We start from the raw sequence: 24188 nt of genomic DNA on the forward strand, positions 1-24188 counted from the left end.
GCGCCAATTGAGTTCGAGACTGGAGACTTCGTGGAGACGATCGCCATTATCCTGACGATGCTGCTGGCCGTCGTGGTCAGCGGTATGCTGGTCAGGCTGTCGCCGGCACCTGTTCCGCTTCCGCTGGTTCAGATCGCCCTGGGCGCGGTCATCGCATCCTTTGCCGATGTGGCGCTGGAGCTGAAGCCGGACATCTTCTTCCTGCTGTTCCTTCCACCCCTGCTCTTCCTCGACGGCTGGCGGATCCCCAAGGAGGGCCTGTTTCGCGACAAGGGGACGATCCTTGAACTCGCTTTGGGCCTCGTAATCCTGACCGTGGTCGGAGTCGGCTACTTCATTCACTGGCTGATCCCGAGCATGCCGCTCCCGGTCGCGTTCGCGCTGGCGGCCATCGTGTCTCCGACCGATCCGATCGCCGTCTCTGCCATTGCCGCGCGTGTTCCGATTCCCAAGCGCCTGATGCACATCCTGGAAGGCGAAAGCCTGCTCAACGATGCAAGCGGGCTGGTGTGCATGCGGTTTGCCGTCGCCGCGGCTGTGTCGGGTACCTTCTCGCTGTTCGACGCTTTCGGGACGTTTCTGTGGGTGGCTCTGGGTGGCATTGCCATCGGCATTCTCACGACCTGGACGACAGCGCTTCTGAAGAACTGGATCTCCCGGCGGCTGGGTGAGGACACCGGCTCGCAGATCCTGATCAGCCTGCTGATCCCCTTCGGTGCCTACATTCTGGCCGAGCACCTCCACTGCTCCGGCATTCTGGCTGCGGTCGCTGCCGGCATCTCGATGAGCTATGTCGAGCAGCGAGGTCAGGCCCTGGCGGTGACGCGCGTCAGGCGCAACGCGGTCTGGGACACGATCCAGTACGCTGCCAACGGGATCATCTTCGTTCTGTTGGGCGAGCAGCTGCCACAGCTCTGGGCCAGCGCTGCGCAGGTCGTCCGCGAGACAGGGCACCAGGATCCGCTCTGGCTGCTGGTCTATATCGCCGCCATCAACATCGCCCTTGCTGCGCTGAGGTTCGGCTGGGTCTGGGTTTCGCTGCGCTTCACGCTCGCTCGCGCGGCCCGCCGCGGCGAAAAGCCATTCATTCCGGGGTGGCGGCTGATCGCGGCAACGTCGATGGCCGGCGTCCGCGGCGCGATCACGCTTGCAGGCGTTTTGACGCTACCGCTGACCCTGTCGAGCGGCGCCGCCTTCCCGGCCCGAGACCTCGCCATCCTGCTCGCTGCCGGCGTGATCATCACCTCGCTCATCGCTGCCAGCGTCACCCTGCCCTTCTTGCTGAAGAACCTGGAGTTGCCGCCCGAGCCGTCGCACGAGGCGCAGGAAGACAAGGTCCGCAATGCTGCAGCCGAGGCCGCAATCCGCTCGATCGAGAGCGCCCAGCACAGTCTCAGCGAGGGTCGCAACGACGCAGACCTCTACGCCGACGTCGGCGCCCGGATCATGGAGATCTACAGGCAGCGCATCGATGGTCGAATGAAGACGGGCGAGGAGGCCGATCTCGTCAAGCGTATGGATCAGATCGAGCGTGATCTGCGGCTGGCGGGACTGCGTGCCGAACGTGAGGCTGTTTTTCGCTTCGTGCGCTCGAACCAGATCCCTGACGAGATCGGGCGCAAGCTCGTGCGCGAGATCGATCTGCTGGAAGCCAGGCTGACGCCGGCCTGATCGCGTCACGCTTCTGGGTGGCTCTCCTCCCAGGCCAGAACGGCCTCGGACAGGGCGGCTAGCTCGGCATCCTCGGGCGTGTCTTCGAGTGCACCTGCCAGCTCTGCGACGCGCACAAGTGCGGCCTGATAGTCCTCATGGGTTGCGATGACCATCGTCGTCTCCTTCGCGTCGGCTTGATGCGGAAACGGGCGGCAGCATTGCCTGTTCCGGATCGGACGTCGAGTAGCCCGGTTCAGTCCGGATAAGACCGTGCCAGGCGCTCCAGGCGATCCTCCTCCTCGATGTCCATCTGCACTTTCAGGGCTTCGATCTCGTCCTCCGGGAGGTAGAGTGTGCCCCCGAACGCCATCTTGAACGCCCGCGCATATCGCAGATCCGTGAAGCCAAATCGCGTGAGATGCCTGGCGCCGGCGCTCGACGGGCGAACCGCATGCTCGACCTCCCAGTAGGCAAGCCACTCCGTCATGGCTGCCACACAGTCATCGGCGCCCGATGACGGCATCTCGACCTCGATCTGGTACGGGTAGACGTCGTCGAAACTCATCACGCTCACTCCTACGCACTGCCGATAACGGGCACTTCCTCCAGCCGGGTCGTGTACCGCGGCGACTTCATCTCGAATTTGGTCGTCCAGCGTTGCTGCTGGCGCGCGATACCGGCGGACGCCGGCGCGACAGTGCCGCGGCCGTGGCGCGCATTGCACAGATCGATGGCCGCCATGAGCCTGGCGCCGCGCTCCTGGTCGAAGCCTCCGATCAGCGCGCGCTGCGCGTATTGCGGCCGCACCAGATCCGTGGTGACGACGCCGGCCTTGCTATAGCGATATCCCGGCTTCCAGAGGCGTCGCGTCGCCCAGCGCGCTGCGCGCACGAGGACAAGGGTGTCGTTGGTGGCCTCGGGGAACCGCACCGTCGTCGATGCAGACCGTTGAGGTCCGGCGCTGTCGAAGGGGCTGGTGTGGTAGAAGACCGTGATGTGATCGGTCGCCAGATCGTGCCTGCGCAGCTTCTCGCCCAACCGCGTGGCGTGGGCAGCGACGGCCTGCTGCAGGGTGTCGAGGTCCTCGATCCTGGATGAGAAGCTGCGGGTGACGGCGCAGCCCTTTCGCGTTGGAGCCAGGCTTTCCAGCTCGATGCAGGGCGTGCCGCGCAATTCGTGGATGATGCGCTCGCCAACGACCGTCAGCAGCTTGCGCGCCAGCTTCGGATCGATTGAGGCGACGTCAGCAGCGGTATTGCAGCCGATGGCCCTGAGCTTGGCCTGGCTGGCGGGTCCAACGCCCCAGATGTCTTCGAGATCGACCAGGGCGAGCCATTCCTCCCGGGCGCGTGCATGTGTCAGGTCACAGACGCCGTTGAGCTGCGGGGTCGACTTGGCGACCTTGTTGGCGAGCTTGGCCAGCGTCTTCGTCGGGCCTATTCCGACGCAGGTCGGGATGCCGGTCCAACGCGACACGGTTGACCGCAGATCGCGGCCGAGCTCCTCGCGATCTGCCTCGGCGACTTCGGTGAGATCGAGGAAGCTTTCGTCGATCGAGTAGATCTCGATCTGGGCGGCGAAGTCGCGATAGACCTCGTTCATGCGACGGCTGATGTCGCCGTACAGCGTGTAATTGCTGCTGAAAACCGTGACGCCCTCCCGCTTGCACAGGTCTCGGATCTTGAACATGGGGTCACCCATTTTGATCCCGAGCGCCTTGGCCTCAGCCGTCCTGGCCACTGCGCAGCCGTCATTGTTGGACAGGACGATCACAGGCCGGCGTAGCAGCCGTGGCTCGAACAGGCGCTCGCAGCTGCAGTAGAAGGAATTGCCGTCGATGAGGGCAAACGACCCCGTCATGGACGGAAACGTCGCACAGCATTGGTGATCACCCCGAAGATCTCGATCTCGGCGTCTGGGCCAGGCTCATAGGCCGGGTATCGCCGGTTGCCGAACGCGAGACTTGATCGGCCGCCGGAGAGCTTGAACACCTTCACGGATCGCTCGCCATTGACGTCGACGACAACGGCATCGCCATCGCGCGGCATGAGAGAGCGATCGACAGTCACGAGGCTGCCATCGAAGATCCCGACGTCGATGGCGCTGTCGCCTGCGACGCGCATGATGAAGGTCGCCGGGGGATTGCGGATCAGCGTGCGCGCCAGATCGATCGGAGAGTCGAGATGATCGTCGGCCGGGGACGGGAAGCCGGCGCAGACAGGCTTCCGATAGAGCGGAAGCATGACAATAGGGCCCATGAAGACGGGTGAAAGATGCATCGGAGCGTTCCCTTGATGAGAACATAAAAGGAACAAACGCGATTTGGAGTCAAGCGCCGAGGGCTGCGACATTCCCCTCAGGGGGAAGGCAACGCGGCCAGCTGCCTGCGTGCTATGGGCCCTTTGAAGCTGTCGGCCGCGCAATCGCGCAGGGCCTGAAAGCGGCCTCAGGCAGTGCTCGAAAGCGGCGTCACGAGGATATGGGCTGAACGGTCATGCCACCAGGCTACGAGGCAGCGACGTAACCGAGAACGTTGAAACCCATGGGTTACACGCGATCAGTTATCGAAGGATATATGGCAATGTGTAACCCATAGGTGACTAGGGTTAGGTTCATTAAACACGAAACCCATAATGTAACCCGTAGGTGTCTGACTTGATTTTGTCGATCATGGGGCGCAATATGTAACCTGTAGCGGCCATAAGGCTGCAATTCGGTTCATAATGATGGGCGCCATGAGCACCGAGATCAGGTCGATCGGCGAATTCAAAGTTCTCCTGCGCGCCGCGCGCGAGGCTGCAGGTCCGAACGGCTCAAAGATTTCGCAGGAGGAGCTGGCGGCTATGGCCGGCGTATCGCGAAAAACGGTAGCCGAGGCCGAGGGCGAAGGGTCGCTGCGCCTGGAGACGGCTCTCGCGCTGACACGGGCGCTCGGGATCCGGATGATCTGGGAGAGCGAACCGGCCCCGATGCCAGATCTCCAGGCCGACGATGAGATGGCAGTCGATGAGATGGATATCGACGTCGACCAGGGAGGACCGAAGTGGTGAATGCAGAGACCACCATCCGGCGTGGCCGGCCCTCCGGCGGTGACGAGGTCAAGGCGCTCTCGGTCCGGATCGGCGGCGTTCCGATCGCTCGCCTGAGCCATCATCGCAACGGCCGGCTGTCCCTGCGCTATCTCGACAGCTGGATCGATAAGGCGGGCTCTGGCGCCTATCCCCTGTCGCTTTCGCTGCCGGTCCGCGAAGGCGTGCACGGCCATACCGTTGTCGAACCGTTCCTCGCCGGACTTCTGCCCGACAACCCCAATCATCGGAAGATCCTGGGATCGATCTTCGGCGTCACCGGCGAGAACGATTTCTCCCTGCTCGGCGAAATCGGCCGCGACTGTGCGGGCGCAGTCTCGATCGTGGCCGAAGACGAGCCGATCGTCCTCGAGGACGACGTGCCGGAGGACTATCAGGAGCTGAGCGAGGCCGACCTTGCCAAGCTGATCCGCGAGCTCCCTCAACGGCCGCTGTTTGCAGCCGAGGAGAGCTTTCGGCTGTCGCTCGCCGGCGTCAACGACAAGGCGGCCGTTCTCGTGAAGAACGGCAAGGTCTGCCTGCCGCGCAACGGCTACCCGTCTGCTCAGATCCTGAAGGCCGACATCCAGCGGCTGCCCGACTCGATCCGCCTGGAGAACTATTGTCTGCGCGTCGCGAGCGCGATGGGGCTGAAGGTCCCGAAGTCGCGTGTGCTGATGGCGGAGGACGTCCACTACATGCTGATCGCGCGCTATGATCGCGTCATCAGCCAGGTGAACGGCAAGCCGCGGCTGCGACGCATCCACCAGATCGATTTCTGCCAGGCCATGAACGTGAAGCCGACGCAGAAGTACGAGGACGAGGGTGGGCCGAGCTGGAGGTCGGCGTTCAAGCTGATGGAGAGCACGGTCAATCCATCAGAATCCAAGATCGAACTGCTGCGCCGGGCTCTGGGTCAAGTGCTTTGGAACAACCCAGACGCGCATGGTAAAAACTATTCGCTTATTTGCAGAGCTGACGGTTATCGTCTGGCGCCGCTGTACGACATCAACTCGGCTGCTGCGTTCCGGGACTGCTTCAAGACCGTGAAGCCCCGACTGGCCATGTCAGTTGGTGGAGAGTTCGATCCCACAAGGCTCACCGGGCAGCACTGGGCGCGGTTCGCCTCCGACGCCAGGGTTCAGCCAGGCCTGGTTCGCAGCGAGCTCCTGGCGATGGCCAAGCGCCTTCCCGACATTGCCGTCGATGTCGAGGCCTCGATGAAGGGAACGCCGGAATGGTCGCCGCGCATCGGGATCGCAATCGACGATATCGCAGCGCGCTGTGCCGATATCCCGGCCATGCTGGCTCGCGAGCCCGATCAGGTGCCGGCGCCGGATCAGACGCGCGATCGGGACGAAGGGGCAGACGGGTCGTCCCACATTTTTTCGATGTGACGAATCCGTCGAGGACAAGGAAAAGCCGCCCCTTCCGGGGCGGCGGGTACCAGATCACGACACCGATTGCGATTGCCTGCGTGTTATAGGCCGCTGGGTGCGGCGGGGGATGCTATCGGAGTGATGAACGGAACCGAGTTCTAGGCCGCCTGCTGGACCTGGGCAGCAGCGACGGAGTTCTCGCGCTCGGCCAGGCGCTTGATCACGTCGATGAGCTTGGCGGCTTTCCCGTAGTCCTTGTCCTTGAGGGCAGCCTGCAGATCCTTGTCGAGACGTGCGTCGCGTTTCGCTTTTCCGAAGTCGCGCCGCGGTGCTCCAGGCGCGGCCGTGAACAACTCCCAATTGCTGACATGGGTGAAGTCGCGTGCCCCGGGCCCGTAGACGTAAAGCCAGCGCCCATTGATCCCGCCATAGACGCGACCCTTGAACAGCTGACCCTTGTGGTTGCGGTAGTGGCGTGTGTCGCCATGGTTCAGGACGATGCCGTCGGCATCCTTGCGGTCCCAGCAATTGATCTCGCTGTCGGCGGGCCAGCCGTCGGCTCCCCGCTTGAACCGGAGCGGTCCACGCGTCGGGTCGGATGACATTGACCAATGAGCGTTGAAGTACGCGAGAGGGTCGGGGTTCGCGGTCTCGATCTTCGTGTGCTTCACGAAGCCTTCGCCAGCGAGGTACCGCTCGATGTCGCGGATCACGAGATCGAAGAGCTTCCCCGTGAGGTAGGGCATCTTCTGACGCTGGTCGAAGTCGTACCGACCCGAGCGGGCGTGGGTGCGGTTTGTGTCCTGGTAGAAATGGAACTCGGCGCCGGTCGGGTAGACATGCGTGTTGAGCTGCAGGTCACCGCGGCGGCCATAGCGATAGCTTGGCGAGATGAGCAGGCTGCGCGCCTTGATCTCGGGGTCGGCCGTGACCTTGAAGCCGCGATCGCGGAGCAGTTTGAGGATGTGACCGAACTTCTTCCTGGAATCCTCGCCGACATGCATCGGAATGGCATTGGGCCACTGCACGAGCAGCTTGGTGTCATGGATGCGCCAGGAACCGCCGCTTTTCTGGATAGCCTGTGCCTGTGTCATGGCGCTCACGCTGCAATCTGAGGACGGCGACGCTGCCGCGGCAGGACTGGCGGCAGTCGGTTCACCACCTCGTGGCTCATGGTGGAGCCGGCCGCGATCATCATCTGCCGACGCGTCCACTGGCCGGAGTGATAGAGCTCCATGAACAGTGCAGCTTCTTCATTCAGGCAGCTGTCGAGCATGCCTATGATCTGCTGCTTCTCGGCCTCCAGGGCGGTTGCTCTTGCGACCACCGCTGGATCGACGTTGTCGAGTGAATTGACCCAGGAGGTCATGGATTGATGGGTCTCCGTTGCGCGGAAAGCGTGAGAAGTCTAATAAGTCGCGAGGATAGCCGCCAGGACGCGTTGTGCGAGTCAATCCTGATTGGCTACCTCAGAAACACGTGGATTGGCCGCATTGCCTCGTTTCGACACCTGCTCTGCGAACATCCCATAGAGAGAGGTCAAGTCCAGACCGCGATAGCGTCGAGGGAGGAAAGGCTCCCAAGCACGTACCGCAGCGCTCAGGTTATCTGCATTTCGCCAATCGTAGCCACACTTCGCCTCGACATCTATCCCGCTGGATTCCATCGATTCAAGCTTATTGAAGTCGACCTCTATCTCACCAATCTGTATCTTCTTCACATAGTTAGAAAGAGCTCTAACCGCATCTTCGGGAGGATTGGCATTGGCATGCGATTGATGCTGAACGACGTCGACATACGAAGAATTCTCGCCCGCTTGCGCAAGCATGAGCTCGGCGGTCGAAACGCGCTCCATCGAGGTGCCTATCGGACGGCGGACCGAAACGATCGTACTCTTTCCAGATGCAGCTTTTGGGACATAGGTCGCAACGCAGTGGTCAAGCCCCATAACGCCTGAAGAATCTGGCCCTGATCCCCCTTCGTCGCTCATCATCTGGGCGCTGATAAGTTGCGTTATAACAAGCCCTGTTTCAGGATCAGACCAATCTGCGATGTAGCGACCCCAAGCAACAGATGGGCCATATGGCATGACTGGCATAGCAGCATGCCAACGGCGCGAAACCATAACGCAATTATATAGATTTTGTTTGTCAAAAATTACATTGATATCGGCGCAATCACGTCCAATTCCATTGTTATGATAAGCATGTAAAGGACTATACAAAGTGTTTGTAAAATGTGTGTTTACATCCATAACCGCAATTAAAAGCTGTACAAATAGCCTCCTATCGTCGGACGCATTTGACGCAGAATCAAATTTCATTTCTGGAAATAGACGCTGAGAGAGCGCGCGCCAGTCGGGTTTCAAGCCACGCAAAAGGCTATTCAGAGCAACTCCAGAATCAACAAAATTAGCTATGATAGGCAACAAATAGCACAGATGCTTCCATCCGACAATATCACCTTTCAACGGGATATAATCGGTCGGAAGCTGAGATATTAGTTTTATGTATGATGGCGAGAGAGGCGATAAATCGACATGTTTCATCCGTTTGAGAAGAATTTTAATTTTATCGTCGGGAATGTCAATATCAATAAGAGCGTCTGAAGCAAGCCCAAACGCCGAATCAGAGCAACTATCACTATCGGCGATAGCAATACGAAGCATCTTATATACGCGATGAGCCTCAATATGAGCATCAGAATTGACGATATTGCTGGATAGTATTCTAACGCCGACTTCAAATTCAATCATCGAATAACGGTCGCATCTTGGATAGGTATGATTAAATACGTGCTTTATTGAATTCGAAAGCGCCGAATTGAAAACAGAATACAAGATCTCTGCGCAGTTATATGAAATTCGTTCACTTGTGTTCAATGATATCGCCATAGACGAAGCTATGTCATCGTATTGAAATTCAGATGAAGTAAACGAACTCAGAAATGGGAATATAGCAATTCCAATAGAGAAAAATGGATGTGAATTTTGCCGCATTTCATCCTTGAATGAACTCAAATTCATCTCGGAAACGGCACCGATTGCGATTTCTCGGGCCTTCTCAGGGGATGTGCAGGTGCTTTCAAAATCGCGAAGTCCGATCAGCTTCCCGTATTCGAAGCCAAGGACGAAAAGACGGCATCCGCCATGCCAGAGACTGCCGGAGCGAATGAAAATAGCGGTTCGTTCGCCGAGATTGACAATCCCGTGCCCCTCGGAAGGAGAAGGAGGCGTGGAAGGACAAGGAGGCATAGCCCGGCCAGCATTTTTTGCGCACAGAGCCAGCATGACTCTCGATCCGATCGTCCTGCCCAAGGATTGAACTTTATCAAACAGCATCGGGACCTCGTGAATCTTACCTTCTATCCTGCGATGCATACATTACGGGGGCAATCGTTGATGCATGTGGCCAACCGGCTATCCACCAATAGGTTGTCGGTTTCGCGCGCGATGTTCATCCTGCCCAGGAGGAGATTCGGACATGACCAGGTTTGCGACCATCGCGCTCCCGCCTGAGGAGCCGCGGGCCAAGGGCAAGGCTCACCCGCTGTCGGGGAACGTTTTGCTCTGGGAACAGTCCGAAGAGGGTCGTTTCCGGGTCGTGGCCCGCGTCAAGGATATCGACGCGCTCGGAGAGCTGGAAGGAGCAGCCGACGTTGAGGTCTTCGCCTTCGACGTTCCGACCAGCGATCAGGCGCTTGGGCCCGCGAACAAGGGTCGTCAGCCTGTCTTCGATGCCGATGGAGCGCCTTTGTGGGCCGGTGCGCGCATCTCGTTCCGCCTGCCGAGCTTCTACATCAACACCTACCAGGGCAAGGGCACCTATACGGAGTCGGACGCCTATGGCGGCACCAGATTCCACTCCGAGGAGCTGCAGGACGTTTTCGACCGGAACGGTAGCGTCATCGAGCGCCGTCACGAGCAGTACTCAAGCGTCCAGACCTATGCCAGCAGCGGAGAGTTCAACGGCTGCCGTCTGCTGACGTCCAAGCTCGGCGACAAGTACGAGCATGGTCAGGTGGTAACCTATATCCGCCTCGAAGACGATCCCCGCAGCGTCTGCAAGCCCGTCCTGGCACCGCGCTCGCCTGCGCCATAATATCGAGTCTGACAATAAGCGGCCGGCACAGGCTCCATATGTCTGTCGTCCGATAACATGGATCGCTGTCCGTACTGATCCACGAGCGTGATCGGCTCGGCGTGCGCGATGATTGGATCGCCGGCTCAATCCACACAGGAATCGCAATCTGCGATTCGTCATCGACGGAATCTTCCGCAATGATACCTGCGCGGTGATGCTGGAGTCGGCATCAGTCAATGGAGCAGGCATGTCGGACGCTGCGTTGAGTTCCCCCTGGATCGACGAATTCTTAAAGGAGCTAGAGACCGGGGCGGGTGAGGGCGACCAGGTTTTCCTCCGGACGTGGCCCGTCCGTCATTGGCATGGCCTGGGAGTTAAGACTGGCATCGCCAAATGCAGTCACTGCGGCTTCTCCGCAAAGGCTGCGATCCGGTTCGCCGGCCCCAAAGGCCCGCCCACATGCGAGCCCTGTTTTGCTCATGACAATCCGGAAGCGGCCAGGGCATGGGGCCTTGTGCATGCCTGGATCCCTGAGATTGGGCAAAAGGAGATCTCGCAGATGGTTCGCACAGCGCAGATCATGCTCTGGCTCAAGCCCTCGTCGGACTTGTCGGCTCAGGCCAAGTCGCTGCTGTCTCTCGTGGAGGCCCGTGGTCGTACGCTGAAAAGCGCTCTGCAGGGGCGAGACTGGGCCAGCGCAATTCAAACCCTCCCCCAGGAACTGGTCGCAGAGATCGCGCCCAGTGTCCGGACAATCGTCTTGAACGTCGACCCTATGGAGGTCGTCTCTTGGGTTGAGAGTGGCGGCACATTCGGTGGCTTCCGGGTCGTGGAGAAAAGCCGATGACCGCCGTTGTTCGCTTGGGATTGGATGATCGCGGCCAAGCCGTGCATATCGACGACGAAGCGCTGAAGCGGCACATCTTCGTTCTCGGCGCGACAGGTAGCGGCAAGACGAATCTGCTGTGCTCTATGGCCGGGGATGCGATCGGCGCCGGGCGGGGTCTCATCTTCATCGACGGAAAAGGCGACAGGAGCGCCTACCGTCAGATCCGCAAGATGGCGCGCGACGCCGGGCGTGAGGACGATGTCCTGCTCCTCGACATGTCGCTGCCTGGCAAGCGTGGAGGAGTGTCCTCCAACACGATCAATCCCTTCGCGAAGACGGGGGCATCCAGCATCATCCAGCTGATTGTCGGTATGATGTCGCCACCCTCGGGAGATGGCATTTTCTGGCATGATCGGGCAATCGCACTTGTATCATGCGTCGTTAGGGCCCTGCATTTCCTGCGCGAGACCGGGCGGATGGATCTCAGCCCTGTCCATGTCAGGGAGAACCTCTCTTTGACCAAGATCATCGACTTGGCCGATCCGGAGATTCACCCTGACATGCCTCACGCGGTCAGGAATTCGCTGAAGACCTATCTGGAATCCCTGCCCTCTTTCCAATGGGCGAGGCGCCACAAGCAGGCCGTGACGACGACGGACCAGCATGGATATCTGCATATGCAGCTGACGAGGCTGCTCAGTGGCCTCATCGATGATTATGGGCATGCGATCTCGGACGGGCGCGGTGAGATCGACCTCGACGACATCCGGGATAACAGCAAAATCCTTGTCGTTCTCATTCCGACCCTTGGAAAGAGCGCCAGGGAAACGAGCTTCGTCGCTCAGGTGATCCTTTGCCTGCTGCAGGAGATGATCGCAGAAGGCATGGACTCGGTCCCACGGTCAGAGCCTTTCATGGTTTTCCTCGACGAGTTCGGCTCGTATGCGACTGGGGGGATCGAAGCGATGGCGGCGCAGGGCCGTTCGCTGGGCTACTCCTTCGTCTTCTCGATGCAGGCCTTGATCGACGCCAGAGGTGACCACGAAGGCCGTGTCTTGGACGCCGTCCTGAGCAACACCGGGACCAAACTCCTCATGCGGACTGGTCGGGTCGATATGGCGCGCCTGGCACAGGTCGCGCCAGCCCTGGTCGAGAAGCCGATCGAGGCGGCTCGGTCCCGGCTGCGGCAGAGGATGGCCGATGCTCGCGAGATGATCTTCATGCAGCGAGAGACCGGGCTCGATGAAGAGATCGTCGCGCTCATTCGGAAGAACTACGCATCCGATGCGGCCGAGCTCATGGCGATGTCGGCCACTGAAGATCCCAGCCAGCAGGATTTGACCGCGCTCATGCCGGGCAAGATGCTGGTCGCAGAAGGGCTCCGTCCCCTCACAGCTGTTGATCTTGGACCATTCCCTACCTGCACCAGCCTGAATGGCCCAGTCACCTCATCGGTCATGACGCTGCATGCGTTCCAGAAGGCCGTATCGGACGGAAGTCCCGCCATGCCCGCGTGCCTCGTCGCAAAGATCCGCGACGGGTTGACCCCGGAGGATGTGGCAAGGATCACGTTCGAGGCGTTGCTGGAGATGGCGCCGGCATGAAATGCGTCTGCGGCAGCAAGAGGGTCGTCATCCATGGCCATGCTGTGTCCCGTTACCGGGGCCTGGCAGCCGTCGGAACGGTGCTGATGCGGCAAGAACGCAGGCGATGGGCCTGCGCAGATTGCGGCCGCACAGCGGTAGAGCCAGGCGTGCGACTGGATCCTGACTTCCGCATGACGCCTGCGCTCGTTGCGGCAATCGAGTCAGATTGCCTCCTGGAGAGCCATGTGGACCTGGCTCGTCGGTTCGAGGTCTCACGAAAAACAGTGACAGCTATTGCAGACAGGCTCTGCGCCTCCCTGGACATCGCTGCTGCTGCCTCTGCCAATTCACCGAGGAACCTTGTGCTGCGAGGCATCGAAGCCGGCCGGCACAAGCCCCTGTTTGGGTTCGATCCCAAGGGCGGAAAGGTCGTTGCAGTGTTCAGCAGCGTCCTTGATCCCATGATCCGGAGATCGATCGGGACGAGCGGGGATATCGCATTCATCACCGATGTCGCCAATGCTCAGGCCCTGAAAACCCAGGGCATAAATGGCGTGGTCGCCATTCATCGTATGGCTGCAGCACGAGCGGTCGAGGCTCTGCTCGCATCATGCTGGAAAGGATTTATCGCGCTTCTGCCCACGCCTGCGTCGCGCGACGCGTTCCCCCTCTCGCGTCAGATGGCGATGCATCGTTACGCCCTTCGCCAGGTCGAGTTCGAACGCGTCGCCGAATTGTGCCGCAATCATCCCATCGTTGGCCGTTTCGTCGAGGCAAAGGACGAACTGCTCTCGGTGTTCGACCACGACCGCGAAGATCTGGCTCTTTCGGCCTTGCGGACCTGGGGGAGAGGTCTCACGGACAGGCTGAGGATGGCCTTCAAGCCTGTCGTCGATTGGATCGTGATGTGGGGCCCGCTCGTCATCAACAACGCATATGGACTGGTATCGCCCAGCGTCTGGGAGGCGACTGGACGGCACAAAGCCGTACTGCGCCCCTATGATTCACTTGAAAGGCTGCTTTCGCGGGAGCGAGCTGCAATTTACCAGCCGGCGCTGGTTGGGGCCGCCGCGGCGCCCCTGCGGCCGCAGCCATTCACCCCTGGGAGCCTGAGGTAACGGCCTGAAGCGTCACCGGCGCAGAAAGTCCTCAATGCGGGCGATCGGATACTGGGCCTTGTCGGGGTCAGCAACGCGATAGCCCAGACGCCTGGCGCCTTGCTCGCCGACCTCGGCAACGTCCTGCTGCTTCACGTTCAGTCCGTGGCAGACAGCAAAATAGAAAATCACAGCGCTGATGCTGGCTCCGACCGAAACGTCGGGCGTTCCCAGTGGCAGAGGGCTGACGGTGATCTTGCCCTCATAGGAGAACAGGGTCGCTGGTTCGGTCTTCGAGCAGAATACATAGGAGGTACTCTCGCCGCCGTACTTGCGAGGAACACGCTTGCTGTAGTCCCCGCCGGGATAGTGCGCCGACCACCCCTTGGTCCGCACTTTGAATAGCGCTCCGGAAGCGTTTGACGCGATGATGTCGCGTTCCTCGATCGACACCCACCCGCAATAGTCCATGTGGCAGCGCGTCTCGATCAGCTCGGCCGATCTGGCTGCGCTGGAGGCAGATCCGATAGCGGCCGCGGCAAGGATCACGGGTACGAAGCGGTTCATGCTGATGTCCTCGGCCTTGCGCGGCGCCGACTATGCAGGGGCTTTGGTCCGATGTCAGTGGCTATCGAGCGTCCGCGCGCGCATTGCCGAGCAGACCTGCGTCGAGATGCATTTCGACGGCACGATCCAGAGATCCGCGGCCGCGATAGGCTGCAAACTCGCGATCGATCCGGGTGATGGCAAAGAAGAGATCGCTTGCGCAACCTCCCAGGCCCGCGAAGCCACGCGAGGCATCGGTGATCTCGCCAATGAAGATGATCGGGCGTTCGCAGCCCCAGGCGATGGCGGCGTCGGCCGCAGCCTCGTTCGCCGGCGGCCACGACATCAGCAGGACGTCGTGTTGGGAGCCGTGACGTTCAACCGCCTCCCGTGCGCGCAGCTTCTCGACGGGATGAAGCAGTCCATGCTCATGCCAGTCCTGGCCTGACAGCACGCTGGTCGCGGTGACGGTGACGTCGCATTCCTTCAGCAGTGCGGCCAACAGGCCATTGCCGGCGAAGACTTCCAGGACGCGCAGCCCTGTCAGGCGATCTGCGAGCTCGTGGATGAAGGGGGCGCTGAATGAGCCCCAGGATCTGCTGCGATGAGCTTCAGACACGCCCGCGTGACGCCGCAGGCACGAAGGGCTTCACATGGCGCGGATCGACGACGCGCCAGTCCCGGAAGAGGGCATCGAACTCTGCGATGGGCATATGCATCCCGTTATCGCACTCGCGATCTTCATCCATGTACACGACCTGCTGCACAGTGAGTCCCCCATTGCCCCCAAAGCCAGTCAGGCTGACGTCCTCGCGCTTGAGCATCTCGCCTTCGTGGGTGAAGACGAGATAGCCCTGCTCCAGCTGCGCAATCAGGCGCTCGCCGATCCGGCGTGCGTTGGCTGCCCTCGCTGCGTAGACGCTTCCCATGGCCACCCCTCAGTCGATGTCGAAGGTGATGGTGTCATCGAAACGGGTGAACGGCAAAAGCCGAAAGAACTCGACGCCGATCCCGCCGACGAACGTGCGCACGACGCGAGCCTTCACATCCTCGCCGAGTGTCACGATGGCGTCGACCGGCAGATCGAGGTCGGTCTGGATCGCCGCGCCGGAACGCGAGACATCGATGATCTTCACCCGATAGGGAGCCGTCTCGTGGGTCAGGGTGGCATCGCGCTTCAGCGGCATGATGCGTTCCTCGCGACGCCCGTCGACCAGATCTTCCGCGGGCTTGTTTTCGAGCCACCTGATCTGCTCGTCCAGCTTCCGGCGCTTGTAGTCGCTCACCTCGAACTCGATGGCGAAAGCGCCGAACAGCGAACGAACGACCTTGCCCTGAAGCCGGCCCAGGAAGGAGAGGTAGACCACGACCCTGGTCCCGACCTTCGGCTGCTCCGTGCAGCTGAGCGCTGCGCCGCCGACGGAGACGTTGATCGTCTGGCAGTCGTATTCGGTGCGGTCTTCGAACATGCACCGCCCGGAAAGACGCAGTGCGACACGGCGGTGCCGGCGGCTGTCGAGCGAGGCCGGAAGGAATGTCGCGACAGGAAAGCGAGAAATCCGGGCTGACACCGCGGGATCCAATTCGGTCTTCACTGCCAGATTCACGGACACACTCCACAGGACGCCACGGCAATCACCGTCGGAATGACACCTAGCTCCACAGAGCTTAACAAGAACCGAATTCGGATATCCCGTTTCTAAGCAAGCGCATGGATTCTGCACAAAAATGATGGATCAATCCGATTGGCGGGCGGATTATGCGTCAGCGTAACAATGAATTGATGGATTGAACGAGGCGCGATCCTTGATCACGCTTCGACGCGCTCAAGGACCAGCCATGCCGCAGCCCTGACGTCTTCCTGAGACCAGGTGCGCAATGGGCCGTAATAGCTCCGGGACGCCTGCCCTTCACCGATCGGCTCGGCACGAACGATAAGGTAGCCGTCATCGGCGTCCTCATGCATATGCATGACCTGCGCGACGATTGTCGTGCTCACTGACGGCAGCCTGAACAGGTAGCCGATGAAGTCAGATTTTTCGGCCAGCCGCGCGTAGTCGCAGTCCTCTTCCAGCGTCCATTGGAAAGCCTTGCTTGGCTTCGACATAGGGTTCGGTCGCCCCCTGGCGGGCGGGATCGCATTGGAGTGGCGCCTCTCGGGGCGAGAAGGCTCATTTCGCTCAGGGCGAGCTGGCCGCGGGCTGCGCGCGAGCACCTCTTTCTCGATTCTAGCCCTTGCTGCCAGGACGGACGCGCGAAATGCATCCATGACCGGGTCCGCCCCTCCAGGTTGAATGTCGGCCGGGTTGAAGCCAGCGCCAAGGAGCCAGTCGGCAAGAAAGCGGTCATGAACGCCAGGGTCGCCTGGCTGGCAGACTGGCGTCCAGAGTTGCGCTTTGGACGCCCCGTCGATTGTCCGCGACAATGCCCATTGCTCGAACGGGGCGCGCGGGATGCGCAGGTAGCCGTCGCGGCTGATCTCGTCTGGCACCTCGATGGCCATCCAGCCATCGCGTCCCGATGCATCAGCTTGTGCCACCACGGCAGCTGCGCGCGCACGCAAGTCGGGAGGTGGTCCCTCCCCTTCTTTTGCAATCGCGCCAGTCTCGGCGTCGTGGATATGGTCGGCGTTCATCGCAACTGGGCCCAGGCGCCAAAGGCACCTGAACCTTGAACCAGATTCGCGAGGATCGAACGAGCGTCTTCGGACTGGCCAGCCTGGCTGAAGGCTGGTTTCAGATCAGCGCCGCGTCATCCCGGCCTTGGCGAACGCCTCGGCGAACGGGTTTGAGGACGGCGTAGAGGTCGCCTTCGGCGCTTTCATCGACTTCGAAGCCGGCCGGAAGTCGTTCCCCGCCGTATCGGATGACAGAGGATCATCGAGGCGCATGGTCAGTTCGATGCGCTTGCGAGGCACATCCACCTTCATGACCTTGACCGAAACGATGTCGCCGGGCTTGGCAATCGAACGCGGGTCCTTGACGAAGGTTTTCGCCATGGCTGTGACGTGCACGAGCCCATCCACCCCGACTCCGACATTCACGAAGGCTCCATAAGGGGCGACGTTGCTGACCGTGCCTTCGAGGATCATGCCCGGCTCAAGGTCGGTGATCTTCTCGATGCCGGCCTTGAATTCAGCGGCGCGGAAGGCGGGCCGCGGGTCACGCCCGGGCTTCTCCAACTCGGTCAGGATGTCCTTGACCGTGAGCAGTCCAAAGGCGTCGTCGACGAACTGCTGGGGCTTCAGCTTGCGCAGCAGGGTTGGGTTTCCCATCACGACGCGGATGTCGCTCTTGGTCGCTTCGAGGACCTTTCGGACGACGGGATAGGCCTCGGGATGGACGCATGAGCTATCGAGGGGGTTCTCGCCATCGCGGATGCGAAGGAAGCCGGCACACTGCTCGAACGTCTTCGGGCCGAGTCGGGGAACGTTGCGCAGCTCCTCGCGGCTTTTGAAGGCACCATGTGTGTCGCGGTACTGGACGATGCTCTCGGCCAGGAACTCGCCGATGCCTGATACCCGGGCCAGGAGCTTGGCCGACGCCGAATTGACGTCGACACCGACCTTGTTGACGACGTCTTCGACGACGGCGTCGAGGGTTCGATCGAGCCGGTATTCCGAGACATCGTGCTGATAGGACCCGACGCCGATGGACCGCGGCGGAACCTTGACCAGTTCGGCGAGCGGGTCCTGAAGCCGCCGGCCGATCGAGACGGCGCCGCGGATCGTGACGTCGAGGTCGGGAAGCTCGCGGGAGGCGTATTCGGAAGCCGAGTAGACCGACGCTCCGGCCTCGGACACCATCACCTTGATCAACGCGTGGTCGGGCATGGACTTGATCAGTTCGCCGGCGAGCTGGTCTGTCTCGCGGCTGGCGGTCGCATTGCCGACAGCGATGATCTCGATCTTGTGCCGCCGGACCAGGCTCGCGAGTGTCCGCAGGGAATCATCCCACCGCCTCATGGGCTCGTGCGGATAGATGGTGGCGTGATCGACGACCTTGCCGGTGGCGTCGATGGCCGCAACCTTGACGCCGGTCCGGAAGCCGGGGTCGAGGGCCAACGTCGGCCGACCGCCGGCGGGAGCTGCCAGCAGAAGGTCGCGCAGATTGGCCGCGAACACCGTGATCGATTCCTCTTCCGCCTTCTCCAGCAGGCGCATGCGGACATCGAGGGACAGGCTCATCTCGATGCGGGTCCGCCAGGCGAAGCGGACCGCGTCCAGCAGCCAGCGGTCACCCGGACGGCCGCGATCGGCGATCCCGAACTGGCGAGCAATGCGGCCCTCGTATCCCTGACTGCCTTCCTCGGCCTCAGGCAGTAGCCTGACGTCCAGGACCTCCTCCTTCTCGCCGCGCATGATCGCGAGCATGCGATGGGCAGGGATCTTCGCGATCGCAACGGTATGGTCGAAATAGTCGCGGTACTTGGAATCGGCGCTGTCCTTGCCCGGTCTGACCTTGGCGGTGAGGACGCCATGACGCCAGAAGGTCTCGCGCAGCGCGCCGATCAGATCGGCGCTCTCACCGAAGCGCTCGATGAGGATGGAACGAGCGCCTTCGAGAGCGGCCTGCGGGTTGTCGATGCCCTTGTCCGGCTCGACGAACTTGGCGGCCTGGACAACAGGATCATGAACCGGTGATGCGAGGAGGATATCTGCGAGTGGTCCAAGCCCGGCCTCGATCGCGATCTGCGCCTTGGTGCGGCGTTTGGGGCGGTAGGGGAGATAGATGTCCTCGAGGCGTGCCTTGGTGTCAGCCGTCTCCAACTGCTCGCGCAGCGCGTCGGTGAGAACGCCCTGCTCGGTGATGCTCTCCAGGATGGCCTGGCGCCGGGCATCGAGCTCGCGCATGTAGGTGAGCTTCTCGGCGAGATTGCGCAGCTGGATATCGTCCAGCGCGCCTGTGGCTTCCTTCCGGTAGCGGGAGATGAACGGAACCGTCGCGCCTTCGTCGAGCAGCGCGATCGCAGCCTCCACCTGCCAGAGTTCGACGGCGAGTTCCTGGGCGATACGGCTGGCGACGGTCGACATGCATGTCCTCGATTCGTTGGAAGGCGATCTTGAAGGCGCCGGCAGCAAGCCGAAACCGCAGAGTGAAGTCAGGTGACCGGCTGGCTGTGGATGAGCGCGGCAATGCGTTCGCTGATCCGTAAGGCCATATCGGTAGATCCACCCTGCTCGCTGACGATGCGAAGGCAGTTCTCAGCCACGATGCGCACGCTCACATCGGCATCGTGCAGGCTACCGTGCCACGCCTGGACGTCGGATCCGGCGGGGAAGTCGCTGTTCAACCGGCCACCATAGGACGTTAGAGCCCGTGCGAGATCGCGGCGCAGCTCTGCGGCATCCGAAGGCACGGTCTTGGCCCTGCTCTGGTCCTTGAGCGACAGCAGGTGGGCGAGCTGCAGAGCCGTTTCGAGATCCGGCGCGAGCATCAGTCGCGGGTGGTGGCGAACAGTGAACTCGTCGCAACCGACGGCGATGACATGCCGGCCTGCTGCCAGGGCTGCCCCTGCCTCGACCCATGCACCCTTCAGGATCTCGTCGGGACCATCACGGTAGACGATCAGCACCGAGCAGGATGCGGCCTCGATCACGCACCGAGACCAGAGATCGGGCCAGTCGCGGGTGCTGCCGATCTCAGCCTCGTCGATCCATGTCGAGATAATCGGGACGCCCTTGGCTCGCAGCTTGCGCCAGCGTGGACCATGGACCGACTTCGAGGCGATGTAGATCCCGTGCGCGTCGGTGGGGACACGGCCGACAGCTTCATCGACCGGAAGCCACAAGGCCTCCTGCAGATCCTGATCGTGCCAGTCCCAGGGTTCACCTGGCAGGCCGACATGGCCGGCCCACTCGCCGGCCTCGAAACGCACCAGGGCTGGATAGGAGCCGTTGCCAGGCAGCGCCTTGAGCTCATCGGCTGTCATCCGGCGCCAGCCTGCGGCGCGAGCGTGAATGCGTTCGCTCTCCTGGATGAAAGCGGTTCCCAGGGGGCTTATCCGCACCGTGGAGACGTCGGTGTCGCTGTTGTGCGTCCAGTTCAGCAGACCAAGATTGATGGCCAGATTGAAAGTGTCGGGCTCTCCGTCATTGCAGAACGCTGCAAGCGCATGGCTCGTGCCGCCATCATCCTCCATGTGTCCACCGGATGAGGAAACGATCCGGAGCAGCCAGCGCAGTCGCTCATGAGTGCGCGCAAGAGCGGCACGGGGCGTTTGAGTCGTCAGCAGCTTGGCAGCGGTCAGCTCCGCCGCCTCCAGCCTCGCCGTGAGGTGATCGATCCGGCTTTGCGCCTGCGACAGCAACGCGAGATGACCTGGATTGTCGGCCAGTTCCGACGATGCCTCAGCGATCATCGGCAGCAGCACCGTCAGCAGCACCCGTCCCAGCATCGGCAGGGGCGCCGGCATCAGCATCATCAGCATCATCAGCAGCGGCAGTCGCCTCAGCCGCAGCAGCCATGTCCGCCAGATCGATCATCGGCAGCGTGGTCGTCAGCTGAGCGAAATAGCGAATGCGTTCAGCCAGCAGACGGGCATCGGCTTCCGTCACGGGTGGCGCAGCCTCGACCTCGTCGGCCAGCCTCAGCAGCTGCTCGCAGGCGGGAGATGTCGAGCAGCTGCCATCCGAGGACATGCGCTCGGCCAGGGCGATCAGAACGACGCCTTCTGGCGGGAGTGACATTTCGATCGCGAGCTCGGCCACGCGAATGGCACTGTCTCCAAGGTCGATTGTCATGGTGGTCATGGCCTTCATGGTCGCATCCCGATTCGAACTCAAGGATCACGATATTTATTCTTGCGTGCAATGCCGGGACAGGTGATGCAACTGCGTATCACCGGTTTAATCCGCAACGGAGCGACCCTCCCTCGAAAGCATGCCGCCATGATCCACGATCCCGGTGACAAACGACCTCAGATTGGGGCACTGCCCTACTTCATCGGCTCTGACGGGCAGGTGAGGGTCGTCCTCGTCACGACCCGTGAGACAAGGCGCTGGTCAATCCCCAAGGGCAATCCGATCAAGGGAAAGAAGCCGCACAAGGCCGCCGAGATCGAAGCCTTCGAGGAGGCCGGCGTCCGCGGCCGCATCGGGCACCGTGCGATCGGAAGCTACAGCTACCGCAAGCAGTTCCGCAGTGGCCACGATCAGGCAATCGTCGAGGTCTTCCCTCTCGAAGTCCAAAAGCGGGCAAAGAAGTTCCCCGAGAGGGCCGAGCGCACCGTCTCGGATTTCTCAGTCGACGAGGCTATGCGCCTCGTGGAGTGTGCGGAGCTGTCAACGATCCTGCTGCAGTTATCGGCAACCCGCGCCTGAGCCCGGCATCCTTCACAGTGGCGTTTCGGCTCGCGCCTTGTGGATCACGAGCGAACCCGGCTCCGCGGGCCAGATATCGATCCGGTAGAAGTCGTCGCCCTCAAGCCCATTCTCGCTGAGAGTGTCGAGCCCGGCATAGGAGATGCGCACGCGGTAATCCCCAGGCGCCACCGGCAGGCGCGGTGCATCGGGCAGATAGGCGGTACCGCCGAGGATGACGAGCCGGCCCGACCGAAGCAACAGCGAGCACTCGTTGACCATGTCCCAGGCGTCGAGGTCGAGATCGGGGGCCTCGTCGAAGAGCGAGATTGCGACCGGCACGGCCATGTTGCGCGCTGTGCCGATTCCAATGCTGGAACGCCCGACTGCAAGCAGCCGCTCGACAGCCTCGTCGTCCCACAATGCGCCGAGATCCTCGTCGACGGACTCATCGAGCAGATAGAACTGGAAGTAGTCGGCAAAGACCGAGAGCGTCAGCGTGTCAGTGGTTGGCGTCATCAGCGGCCTCGGCTTGGTGCGCTCGAACTGTGAAGAATCAGGCAGCGTTTGCCTAGCTCCATGAGAGAAATGGGAGATGGGCGAAGCATGATCCACGACTTTCAAGGATCGACCTCTATTCGTCTTTGATGGACGCGAGATTCAATCCTATGCTCCTTGCGATTCATTCCATGGGGCTTCCATTGGCATTCCTTCATATCGCTCGCCATGCTCGTCGTCGATGAACCGGTATCGCGTCCTGGACCTGTTCAGCGCGGCCGCTGGCGGCTGGTCGCTGGGATTGCATCGCGCCGGCTTCACGACGGTCGCAGCCGCCGAGAAGGTGGCCTGGCGACGCGCGCTCTACGCGCAAAACAACCCGAATGTGCTCCTCTATGACGACGTTCGAAGCGTCACGGCAGCCGGACTTCGCCGAGATCTGGGCTTTCTCCCCGATATCGTCGTCGGAAGCCCTCCATGTCAGGACATCTCCGGAGCCAACGCCAAAGGACGTGGCCTCGACGGAGACCAGTCCAACCTCTACTTCGAAGCCCTGCGCATTGTCGGAGAAACGCGCCCTCGTTGGGCAGCTTTTGAAAACAGCGATCGCCTCCGAAATCGAGGCGGTGACGCTGTGCTCGATGAGCTGGGACGTCAGCGCTACGCCTTCTGGCCATTATTGGTCCACGCTTCGACGCTCGGCGCCAACCATGATCGGCCACGGTCATGGATCATTGCCTGCGACCTCGACCAGCTGGGTCGACCAGGTCAAGCTTCCAACGCCGATCGCGGGCACGAGCGGGTCCAACCGGGGCGGGGCGGCCGGGCGGGCCGGCCCGATCAGGCATTCGACGTCAACGATGATCAGGCAGTCGGTGCTGATGCTCGAAGCCCAGGCCCGCAAACGCAAGCCCGCCACGAAGAAGCAGCGTCAGGCACAGCTGCAGGAAACGTCATCGCTCTCAAGTCCCGGCAGTCAGATGGTGCTCGACGGCGTTCCGCCCCCTCCCCTGGTCACGGCGCCGCTGGACCCAAGGCAGGAGAAGTGGGCCGCGGCGGGGGAGATCGCGAAGGCATGCCTTCGCTTTGGCCTCGATGGAACGGCGGGCTTGTGCGTCACCTACAATTGGATGATGGGCTATCCACCTCAATGGCTGGCCTCCGCATTGCGGTCGGCGGTCCACGCGGGACATCTGGATCTCGTCTCCTCACCTCAGCGTTCGGCGACGCGGTCATCCCGCAAGTGCCCGAAGCGATCGGCCGTGCGATCATGAAGGTCGAGGCCGTATTCATTGAAGGACGCAACTGACAGCATGCTCTCTCTGACTGATTTTCTGGCCACCCTGCCCGGGATCCTGCCGCGCAACGCTCGCAGGGTCATCCTCGAAGGCGATCTGCTGCCGCAAGCGCTGAAGGACGACATCCTGATGCGCAACGCCAGCCTCATCGACACCGTCCTGATCGTCGGCCCTGATGCTGCAGCAGCGATCCTGGCCGCCTACCGCGACGGTTACCTGCCCATGCAGCGCGGCAAGGTGCCCGTGGCCACGCCGCATGCCGACGCCTATCTCGAACGCGCTCCGGAACTGCGGGCAGAGATTGCGGAGAGGAAGCGCCGTGAAGCAGCGATCAAGGACCCGTCCCTGATCCGCGAGAGCGACCTCGTCGACGAAGATCTGATCGATCAGGTTTTCATCTCGGCTCTGGGGCTCAAGGCCGGGACGATGACGCTCGGCGGTGTTTCGGTGACGAAGTCCCTCAGGTCATACCCATCGAACTCGGGCAAGAGCACAGGCTGGGGCGTGACCTTCAGCTGGACCGGATCAGACGGCGTGCAGCGCAGCTCTGGCCGGACGCCGCCGGAAGCCGACAACCGCCGCAATGACGAAGATCGCAACTGGGGCCTCGGACCGGGCGGCTTCTGACTGGCGTGGGGATCGGCTCAGGCGAGTGGCGATCCGCCCAGATGCGAAGCCTGTTCTGGCGATTCGTTCAGACTGGCAGAACGCTCAGCAGACTGGTAGATTGATCAGAGTGGCGAGCAGATGTGGCAAAATGCTCAGTCAGCATCTCGACTGCCGTACGAACTGAGCATTTTACCAGCCAGTTGTGATTTTCTGAGTGTTTTGCTAGGGTGCTGAGCGATCCAC

26 protein-coding genes are annotated in these 24188 nt (G+C 61.5%); 10 read left to right on the forward strand and 16 right to left on the reverse strand.

Annotated features, from left to right (window positions below; translation table 11 throughout):
* Positions 1–30: 30 nt before the first annotated feature.
* Positions 31–1671, forward strand: a complete 1641-nt coding sequence (locus BSY19_RS00800) for a Na+/H+ antiporter (protein WP_069052411.1) — start codon at positions 31–33, stop codon at positions 1669–1671.
* 5 nt (positions 1672–1676) lie between these two features.
* Here BSY19_RS00800 and BSY19_RS27265 read toward each other — a convergent pair whose 3' ends face one another.
* The 4 genes from BSY19_RS27265 to BSY19_RS00815 form a co-directional block, all read right to left on the reverse strand.
* On the reverse strand, positions 1677–1826 hold the full coding sequence (locus BSY19_RS27265) for a transcriptional regulator (RefSeq protein ID WP_150129351.1): 150 nt from the start codon (positions 1824–1826) through the stop codon (positions 1677–1679).
* Positions 1827–1906: 80 nt separating this feature from the next.
* Complete coding sequence (locus tag BSY19_RS00805; RefSeq protein WP_150129352.1) at positions 1907–2218, reverse strand: hypothetical protein; 312 nt, start codon at positions 2216–2218, stop codon at positions 1907–1909.
* Positions 2219–2229: 11 nt separating this feature from the next.
* Positions 2230–3513 (reverse strand): Y-family DNA polymerase, encoded by a 1284-nt coding sequence (locus BSY19_RS00810; RefSeq protein ID WP_069052413.1) that lies wholly within the window; start codon positions 3511–3513, stop codon positions 2230–2232.
* Positions 3510–4004 carry a LexA family protein gene (locus BSY19_RS00815; protein ID WP_335622295.1) on the reverse strand — a complete coding sequence of 165 codons (495 nt, stop codon included), beginning with the start codon at positions 4002–4004 and terminating at the stop codon, positions 3510–3512. Before BSY19_RS00815 ends, BSY19_RS00810 begins: the two co-directional genes overlap by 4 nt.
* 384 nt (positions 4005–4388) lie before the next feature.
* On the opposite strand from BSY19_RS00815, the gene BSY19_RS00820 reads away from it, so the two are divergent.
* Positions 4389–4703 (forward strand): helix-turn-helix transcriptional regulator, encoded by a 315-nt coding sequence (locus tag BSY19_RS00820; RefSeq protein ID WP_069052415.1) that lies wholly within the window; start codon positions 4389–4391, stop codon positions 4701–4703.
* The gene (locus BSY19_RS00825) at positions 4700–6118 is read left to right on the forward strand and encodes a type II toxin-antitoxin system HipA family toxin (RefSeq protein WP_171905051.1); all 1419 of its coding nucleotides are present in this window, start codon (positions 4700–4702) and stop codon (positions 6116–6118) included. Before BSY19_RS00820 ends, BSY19_RS00825 begins: the two co-directional genes overlap by 4 nt.
* 140 nt (positions 6119–6258) lie before the next feature.
* Here the strand turns inward: BSY19_RS00825 and BSY19_RS00830 are convergent, their stop codons facing one another.
* The 3 genes from BSY19_RS00830 to BSY19_RS27270 all read right to left on the reverse strand — a co-directional run bounded on the left by BSY19_RS00830 (position 6259) and on the right by BSY19_RS27270 (position 9440).
* Positions 6259–7203, reverse strand: a complete 945-nt coding sequence (locus BSY19_RS00830) for a hypothetical protein (protein ID WP_150129353.1) — start codon at positions 7201–7203, stop codon at positions 6259–6261.
* Positions 7200–7469 (reverse strand): hypothetical protein, encoded by a 270-nt coding sequence (locus BSY19_RS00835; protein ID WP_069052418.1) that lies wholly within the window; start codon positions 7467–7469, stop codon positions 7200–7202. The genes BSY19_RS00830 and BSY19_RS00835 overlap by 4 nt, the downstream gene beginning before the upstream one ends.
* An 81-nt stretch (positions 7470–7550) precedes the next feature.
* Positions 7551–9440: a hypothetical protein gene (locus tag BSY19_RS27270; protein WP_150129354.1), complete on the reverse strand. Its 1890-nt coding sequence runs from the start codon at positions 9438–9440 to the stop codon at positions 7551–7553.
* A 142-nt stretch (positions 9441–9582) separates the two neighbouring features.
* On the opposite strand from BSY19_RS27270, the gene BSY19_RS00840 reads away from it, so the two are divergent.
* The 4 genes from BSY19_RS00840 (at position 9583) to BSY19_RS00855 (ending at position 13715) form a co-directional block, all read left to right on the forward strand.
* On the forward strand, positions 9583–10200 hold the full coding sequence (locus BSY19_RS00840) for a hypothetical protein (RefSeq protein WP_069052419.1): 618 nt from the start codon (positions 9583–9585) through the stop codon (positions 10198–10200).
* Between the two features lie 112 nt (positions 10201–10312).
* Entirely contained in the window at positions 10313–11029 is a 717-nt protein-coding gene (locus BSY19_RS00845; protein WP_150129355.1) for a hypothetical protein, read from the forward strand.
* Positions 11026–12615: a helicase HerA domain-containing protein gene (locus BSY19_RS00850; RefSeq protein ID WP_069052421.1), complete on the forward strand. Its 1590-nt coding sequence runs from the start codon at positions 11026–11028 to the stop codon at positions 12613–12615. Before BSY19_RS00845 ends, BSY19_RS00850 begins: the two co-directional genes overlap by 4 nt.
* Positions 12616–12788: 173 nt before the next feature.
* Complete coding sequence (locus BSY19_RS00855) at positions 12789–13715, forward strand: hypothetical protein (RefSeq protein WP_069052422.1); 927 nt, start codon at positions 12789–12791, stop codon at positions 13713–13715.
* A 12-nt stretch (positions 13716–13727) separates the two neighbouring features.
* Here the strand turns inward: BSY19_RS00855 and BSY19_RS00860 are convergent, their stop codons facing one another.
* From BSY19_RS00860 to BSY19_RS00895, 8 genes are all read right to left on the reverse strand, one after another.
* Entirely contained in the window at positions 13728–14261 is a 534-nt protein-coding gene (locus tag BSY19_RS00860) for a hypothetical protein (RefSeq protein ID WP_069052423.1), read from the reverse strand.
* 61 nt (positions 14262–14322) lie between these two features.
* The gene (locus BSY19_RS00865) at positions 14323–14859 is read right to left on the reverse strand and encodes a hypothetical protein (RefSeq protein WP_069052424.1); all 537 of its coding nucleotides are present in this window, start codon (positions 14857–14859) and stop codon (positions 14323–14325) included.
* On the reverse strand, positions 14852–15169 hold the full coding sequence (locus tag BSY19_RS00870; RefSeq protein ID WP_069052425.1) for a hypothetical protein: 318 nt from the start codon (positions 15167–15169) through the stop codon (positions 14852–14854). The genes BSY19_RS00865 and BSY19_RS00870 overlap by 8 nt, the downstream gene beginning before the upstream one ends.
* A gap of 9 nt (positions 15170–15178) precedes the next feature.
* The gene (locus tag BSY19_RS00875; protein ID WP_083247299.1) at positions 15179–15709 is read right to left on the reverse strand and encodes a PilZ domain-containing protein; all 531 of its coding nucleotides are present in this window, start codon (positions 15707–15709) and stop codon (positions 15179–15181) included.
* Between the two features lie 341 nt (positions 15710–16050).
* Positions 16051–16875 carry a hypothetical protein gene (locus tag BSY19_RS00880; RefSeq protein ID WP_150129356.1) on the reverse strand — a complete coding sequence of 275 codons (825 nt, stop codon included), beginning with the start codon at positions 16873–16875 and terminating at the stop codon, positions 16051–16053.
* Between the two features lie 105 nt (positions 16876–16980).
* Positions 16981–19272, reverse strand: a complete 2292-nt coding sequence (locus BSY19_RS00885) for a Tex family protein (protein WP_069052427.1) — start codon at positions 19270–19272, stop codon at positions 16981–16983.
* A 68-nt stretch (positions 19273–19340) separates the two neighbouring features.
* Positions 19341–20672: a hypothetical protein gene (locus tag BSY19_RS00890; protein WP_150129357.1), complete on the reverse strand. Its 1332-nt coding sequence runs from the start codon at positions 20670–20672 to the stop codon at positions 19341–19343.
* The gene (locus BSY19_RS00895) at positions 20590–21000 is read right to left on the reverse strand and encodes a hypothetical protein (protein ID WP_069052429.1); all 411 of its coding nucleotides are present in this window, start codon (positions 20998–21000) and stop codon (positions 20590–20592) included. The genes BSY19_RS00890 and BSY19_RS00895 overlap by 83 nt, the downstream gene beginning before the upstream one ends.
* Before the next feature lie 66 nt (positions 21001–21066).
* Between BSY19_RS00895 and BSY19_RS00900 the strand changes: the two genes are divergently transcribed.
* Positions 21067–21561 carry an NUDIX hydrolase gene (locus tag BSY19_RS00900; protein ID WP_236840356.1) on the forward strand — a complete coding sequence of 165 codons (495 nt, stop codon included), beginning with the start codon at positions 21067–21069 and terminating at the stop codon, positions 21559–21561.
* 12 nt (positions 21562–21573) lie between these two features.
* On the opposite strand, the gene BSY19_RS00905 is transcribed toward BSY19_RS00900, so the two are convergent.
* A complete protein-coding gene (locus tag BSY19_RS00905; RefSeq protein ID WP_069052430.1) occupies positions 21574–22059 on the reverse strand; it encodes a hypothetical protein in 486 nt (161 codons plus the stop codon).
* Positions 22060–22279: 220 nt separating this feature from the next.
* On the opposite strand from BSY19_RS00905, the gene BSY19_RS26820 reads away from it, so the two are divergent.
* Both BSY19_RS26820 and BSY19_RS00915 read left to right on the forward strand, forming a co-directional pair.
* On the forward strand, positions 22280–23347 hold the full coding sequence (locus tag BSY19_RS26820; protein ID WP_083247300.1) for a DNA cytosine methyltransferase: 1068 nt from the start codon (positions 22280–22282) through the stop codon (positions 23345–23347).
* Positions 23348–23351: 4 nt separating this feature from the next.
* The gene (locus tag BSY19_RS00915) at positions 23352–23963 is read left to right on the forward strand and encodes a hypothetical protein (protein ID WP_069052432.1); all 612 of its coding nucleotides are present in this window, start codon (positions 23352–23354) and stop codon (positions 23961–23963) included.
* Positions 23964–24188 lie beyond the last annotated feature (225 nt).

The sequence above is a fragment of the Bosea sp. RAC05 genome (assembly GCF_001713455.1).
Classification (GTDB): domain Bacteria; phylum Pseudomonadota; class Alphaproteobacteria; order Rhizobiales; family Beijerinckiaceae; genus Allobosea.

Bases quoted from the DNA above. Each gene is read 5' to 3' on its own strand.
- BSY19_RS00915 (WP_069052432.1), top strand. From the start codon at position 23,352: ATGCTCTCTCTGACTGATTTTCTGGCCACCCTGCCCGGGATCCTGCCG.
- BSY19_RS00840 (WP_069052419.1), top strand. From the start codon at position 9,583: ATGACCAGGTTTGCGACCATCGCGCTCCCGCCTGAGGAGCCGCGGGCC.
- BSY19_RS27270 (WP_150129354.1), bottom strand. From the start codon at position 9,440: ATGCTGTTTGATAAAGTTCAATCCTTGGGCAGGACGATCGGATCGAGA.
- BSY19_RS00885 (WP_069052427.1), bottom strand. From the start codon at position 19,272: ATGTCGACCGTCGCCAGCCGTATCGCCCAGGAACTCGCCGTCGAACTC.
- BSY19_RS00900 (WP_236840356.1), top strand. From the start codon at position 21,067: ATGCAACTGCGTATCACCGGTTTAATCCGCAACGGAGCGACCCTCCCT.
- BSY19_RS00810 (WP_069052413.1), bottom strand. From the start codon at position 3,513: ATGACGGGGTCGTTTGCCCTCATCGACGGCAATTCCTTCTACTGCAGC.
- BSY19_RS00835 (WP_069052418.1), bottom strand. From the start codon at position 7,469: ATGACCTCCTGGGTCAATTCACTCGACAACGTCGATCCAGCGGTGGTC.
- BSY19_RS00820 (WP_069052415.1), top strand. From the start codon at position 4,389: ATGAGCACCGAGATCAGGTCGATCGGCGAATTCAAAGTTCTCCTGCGC.
- BSY19_RS00815 (WP_335622295.1), bottom strand. From the start codon at position 4,004: ATGTCGCAGCCCTCGGCGCTTGACTCCAAATCGCGTTTGTTCCTTTTA.
- BSY19_RS00805 (WP_150129352.1), bottom strand. From the start codon at position 2,218: ATGAGTTTCGACGACGTCTACCCGTACCAGATCGAGGTCGAGATGCCG.
- BSY19_RS00850 (WP_069052421.1), top strand. From the start codon at position 11,026: ATGACCGCCGTTGTTCGCTTGGGATTGGATGATCGCGGCCAAGCCGTG.
- BSY19_RS00855 (WP_069052422.1), top strand. From the start codon at position 12,789: ATGACGCCTGCGCTCGTTGCGGCAATCGAGTCAGATTGCCTCCTGGAG.
- BSY19_RS00870 (WP_069052425.1), bottom strand. From the start codon at position 15,169: ATGGGAAGCGTCTACGCAGCGAGGGCAGCCAACGCACGCCGGATCGGC.
- BSY19_RS00860 (WP_069052423.1), bottom strand. From the start codon at position 14,261: ATGAACCGCTTCGTACCCGTGATCCTTGCCGCGGCCGCTATCGGATCT.
- BSY19_RS26820 (WP_083247300.1), top strand. From the start codon at position 22,280: ATGAACCGGTATCGCGTCCTGGACCTGTTCAGCGCGGCCGCTGGCGGC.
- BSY19_RS00875 (WP_083247299.1), bottom strand. From the start codon at position 15,709: ATGTTCGAAGACCGCACCGAATACGACTGCCAGACGATCAACGTCTCC.
- BSY19_RS27265 (WP_150129351.1), bottom strand. From the start codon at position 1,826: ATGGTCATCGCAACCCATGAGGACTATCAGGCCGCACTTGTGCGCGTC.
- BSY19_RS00880 (WP_150129356.1), bottom strand. From the start codon at position 16,875: ATGAACGCCGACCATATCCACGACGCCGAGACTGGCGCGATTGCAAAA.
- BSY19_RS00905 (WP_069052430.1), bottom strand. From the start codon at position 22,059: ATGACGCCAACCACTGACACGCTGACGCTCTCGGTCTTTGCCGACTAC.
- BSY19_RS00895 (WP_069052429.1), bottom strand. From the start codon at position 21,000: ATGAAGGCCATGACCACCATGACAATCGACCTTGGAGACAGTGCCATT.
- BSY19_RS00890 (WP_150129357.1), bottom strand. From the start codon at position 20,672: ATGATGCTGATGATGCTGATGCCGGCGCCCCTGCCGATGCTGGGACGG.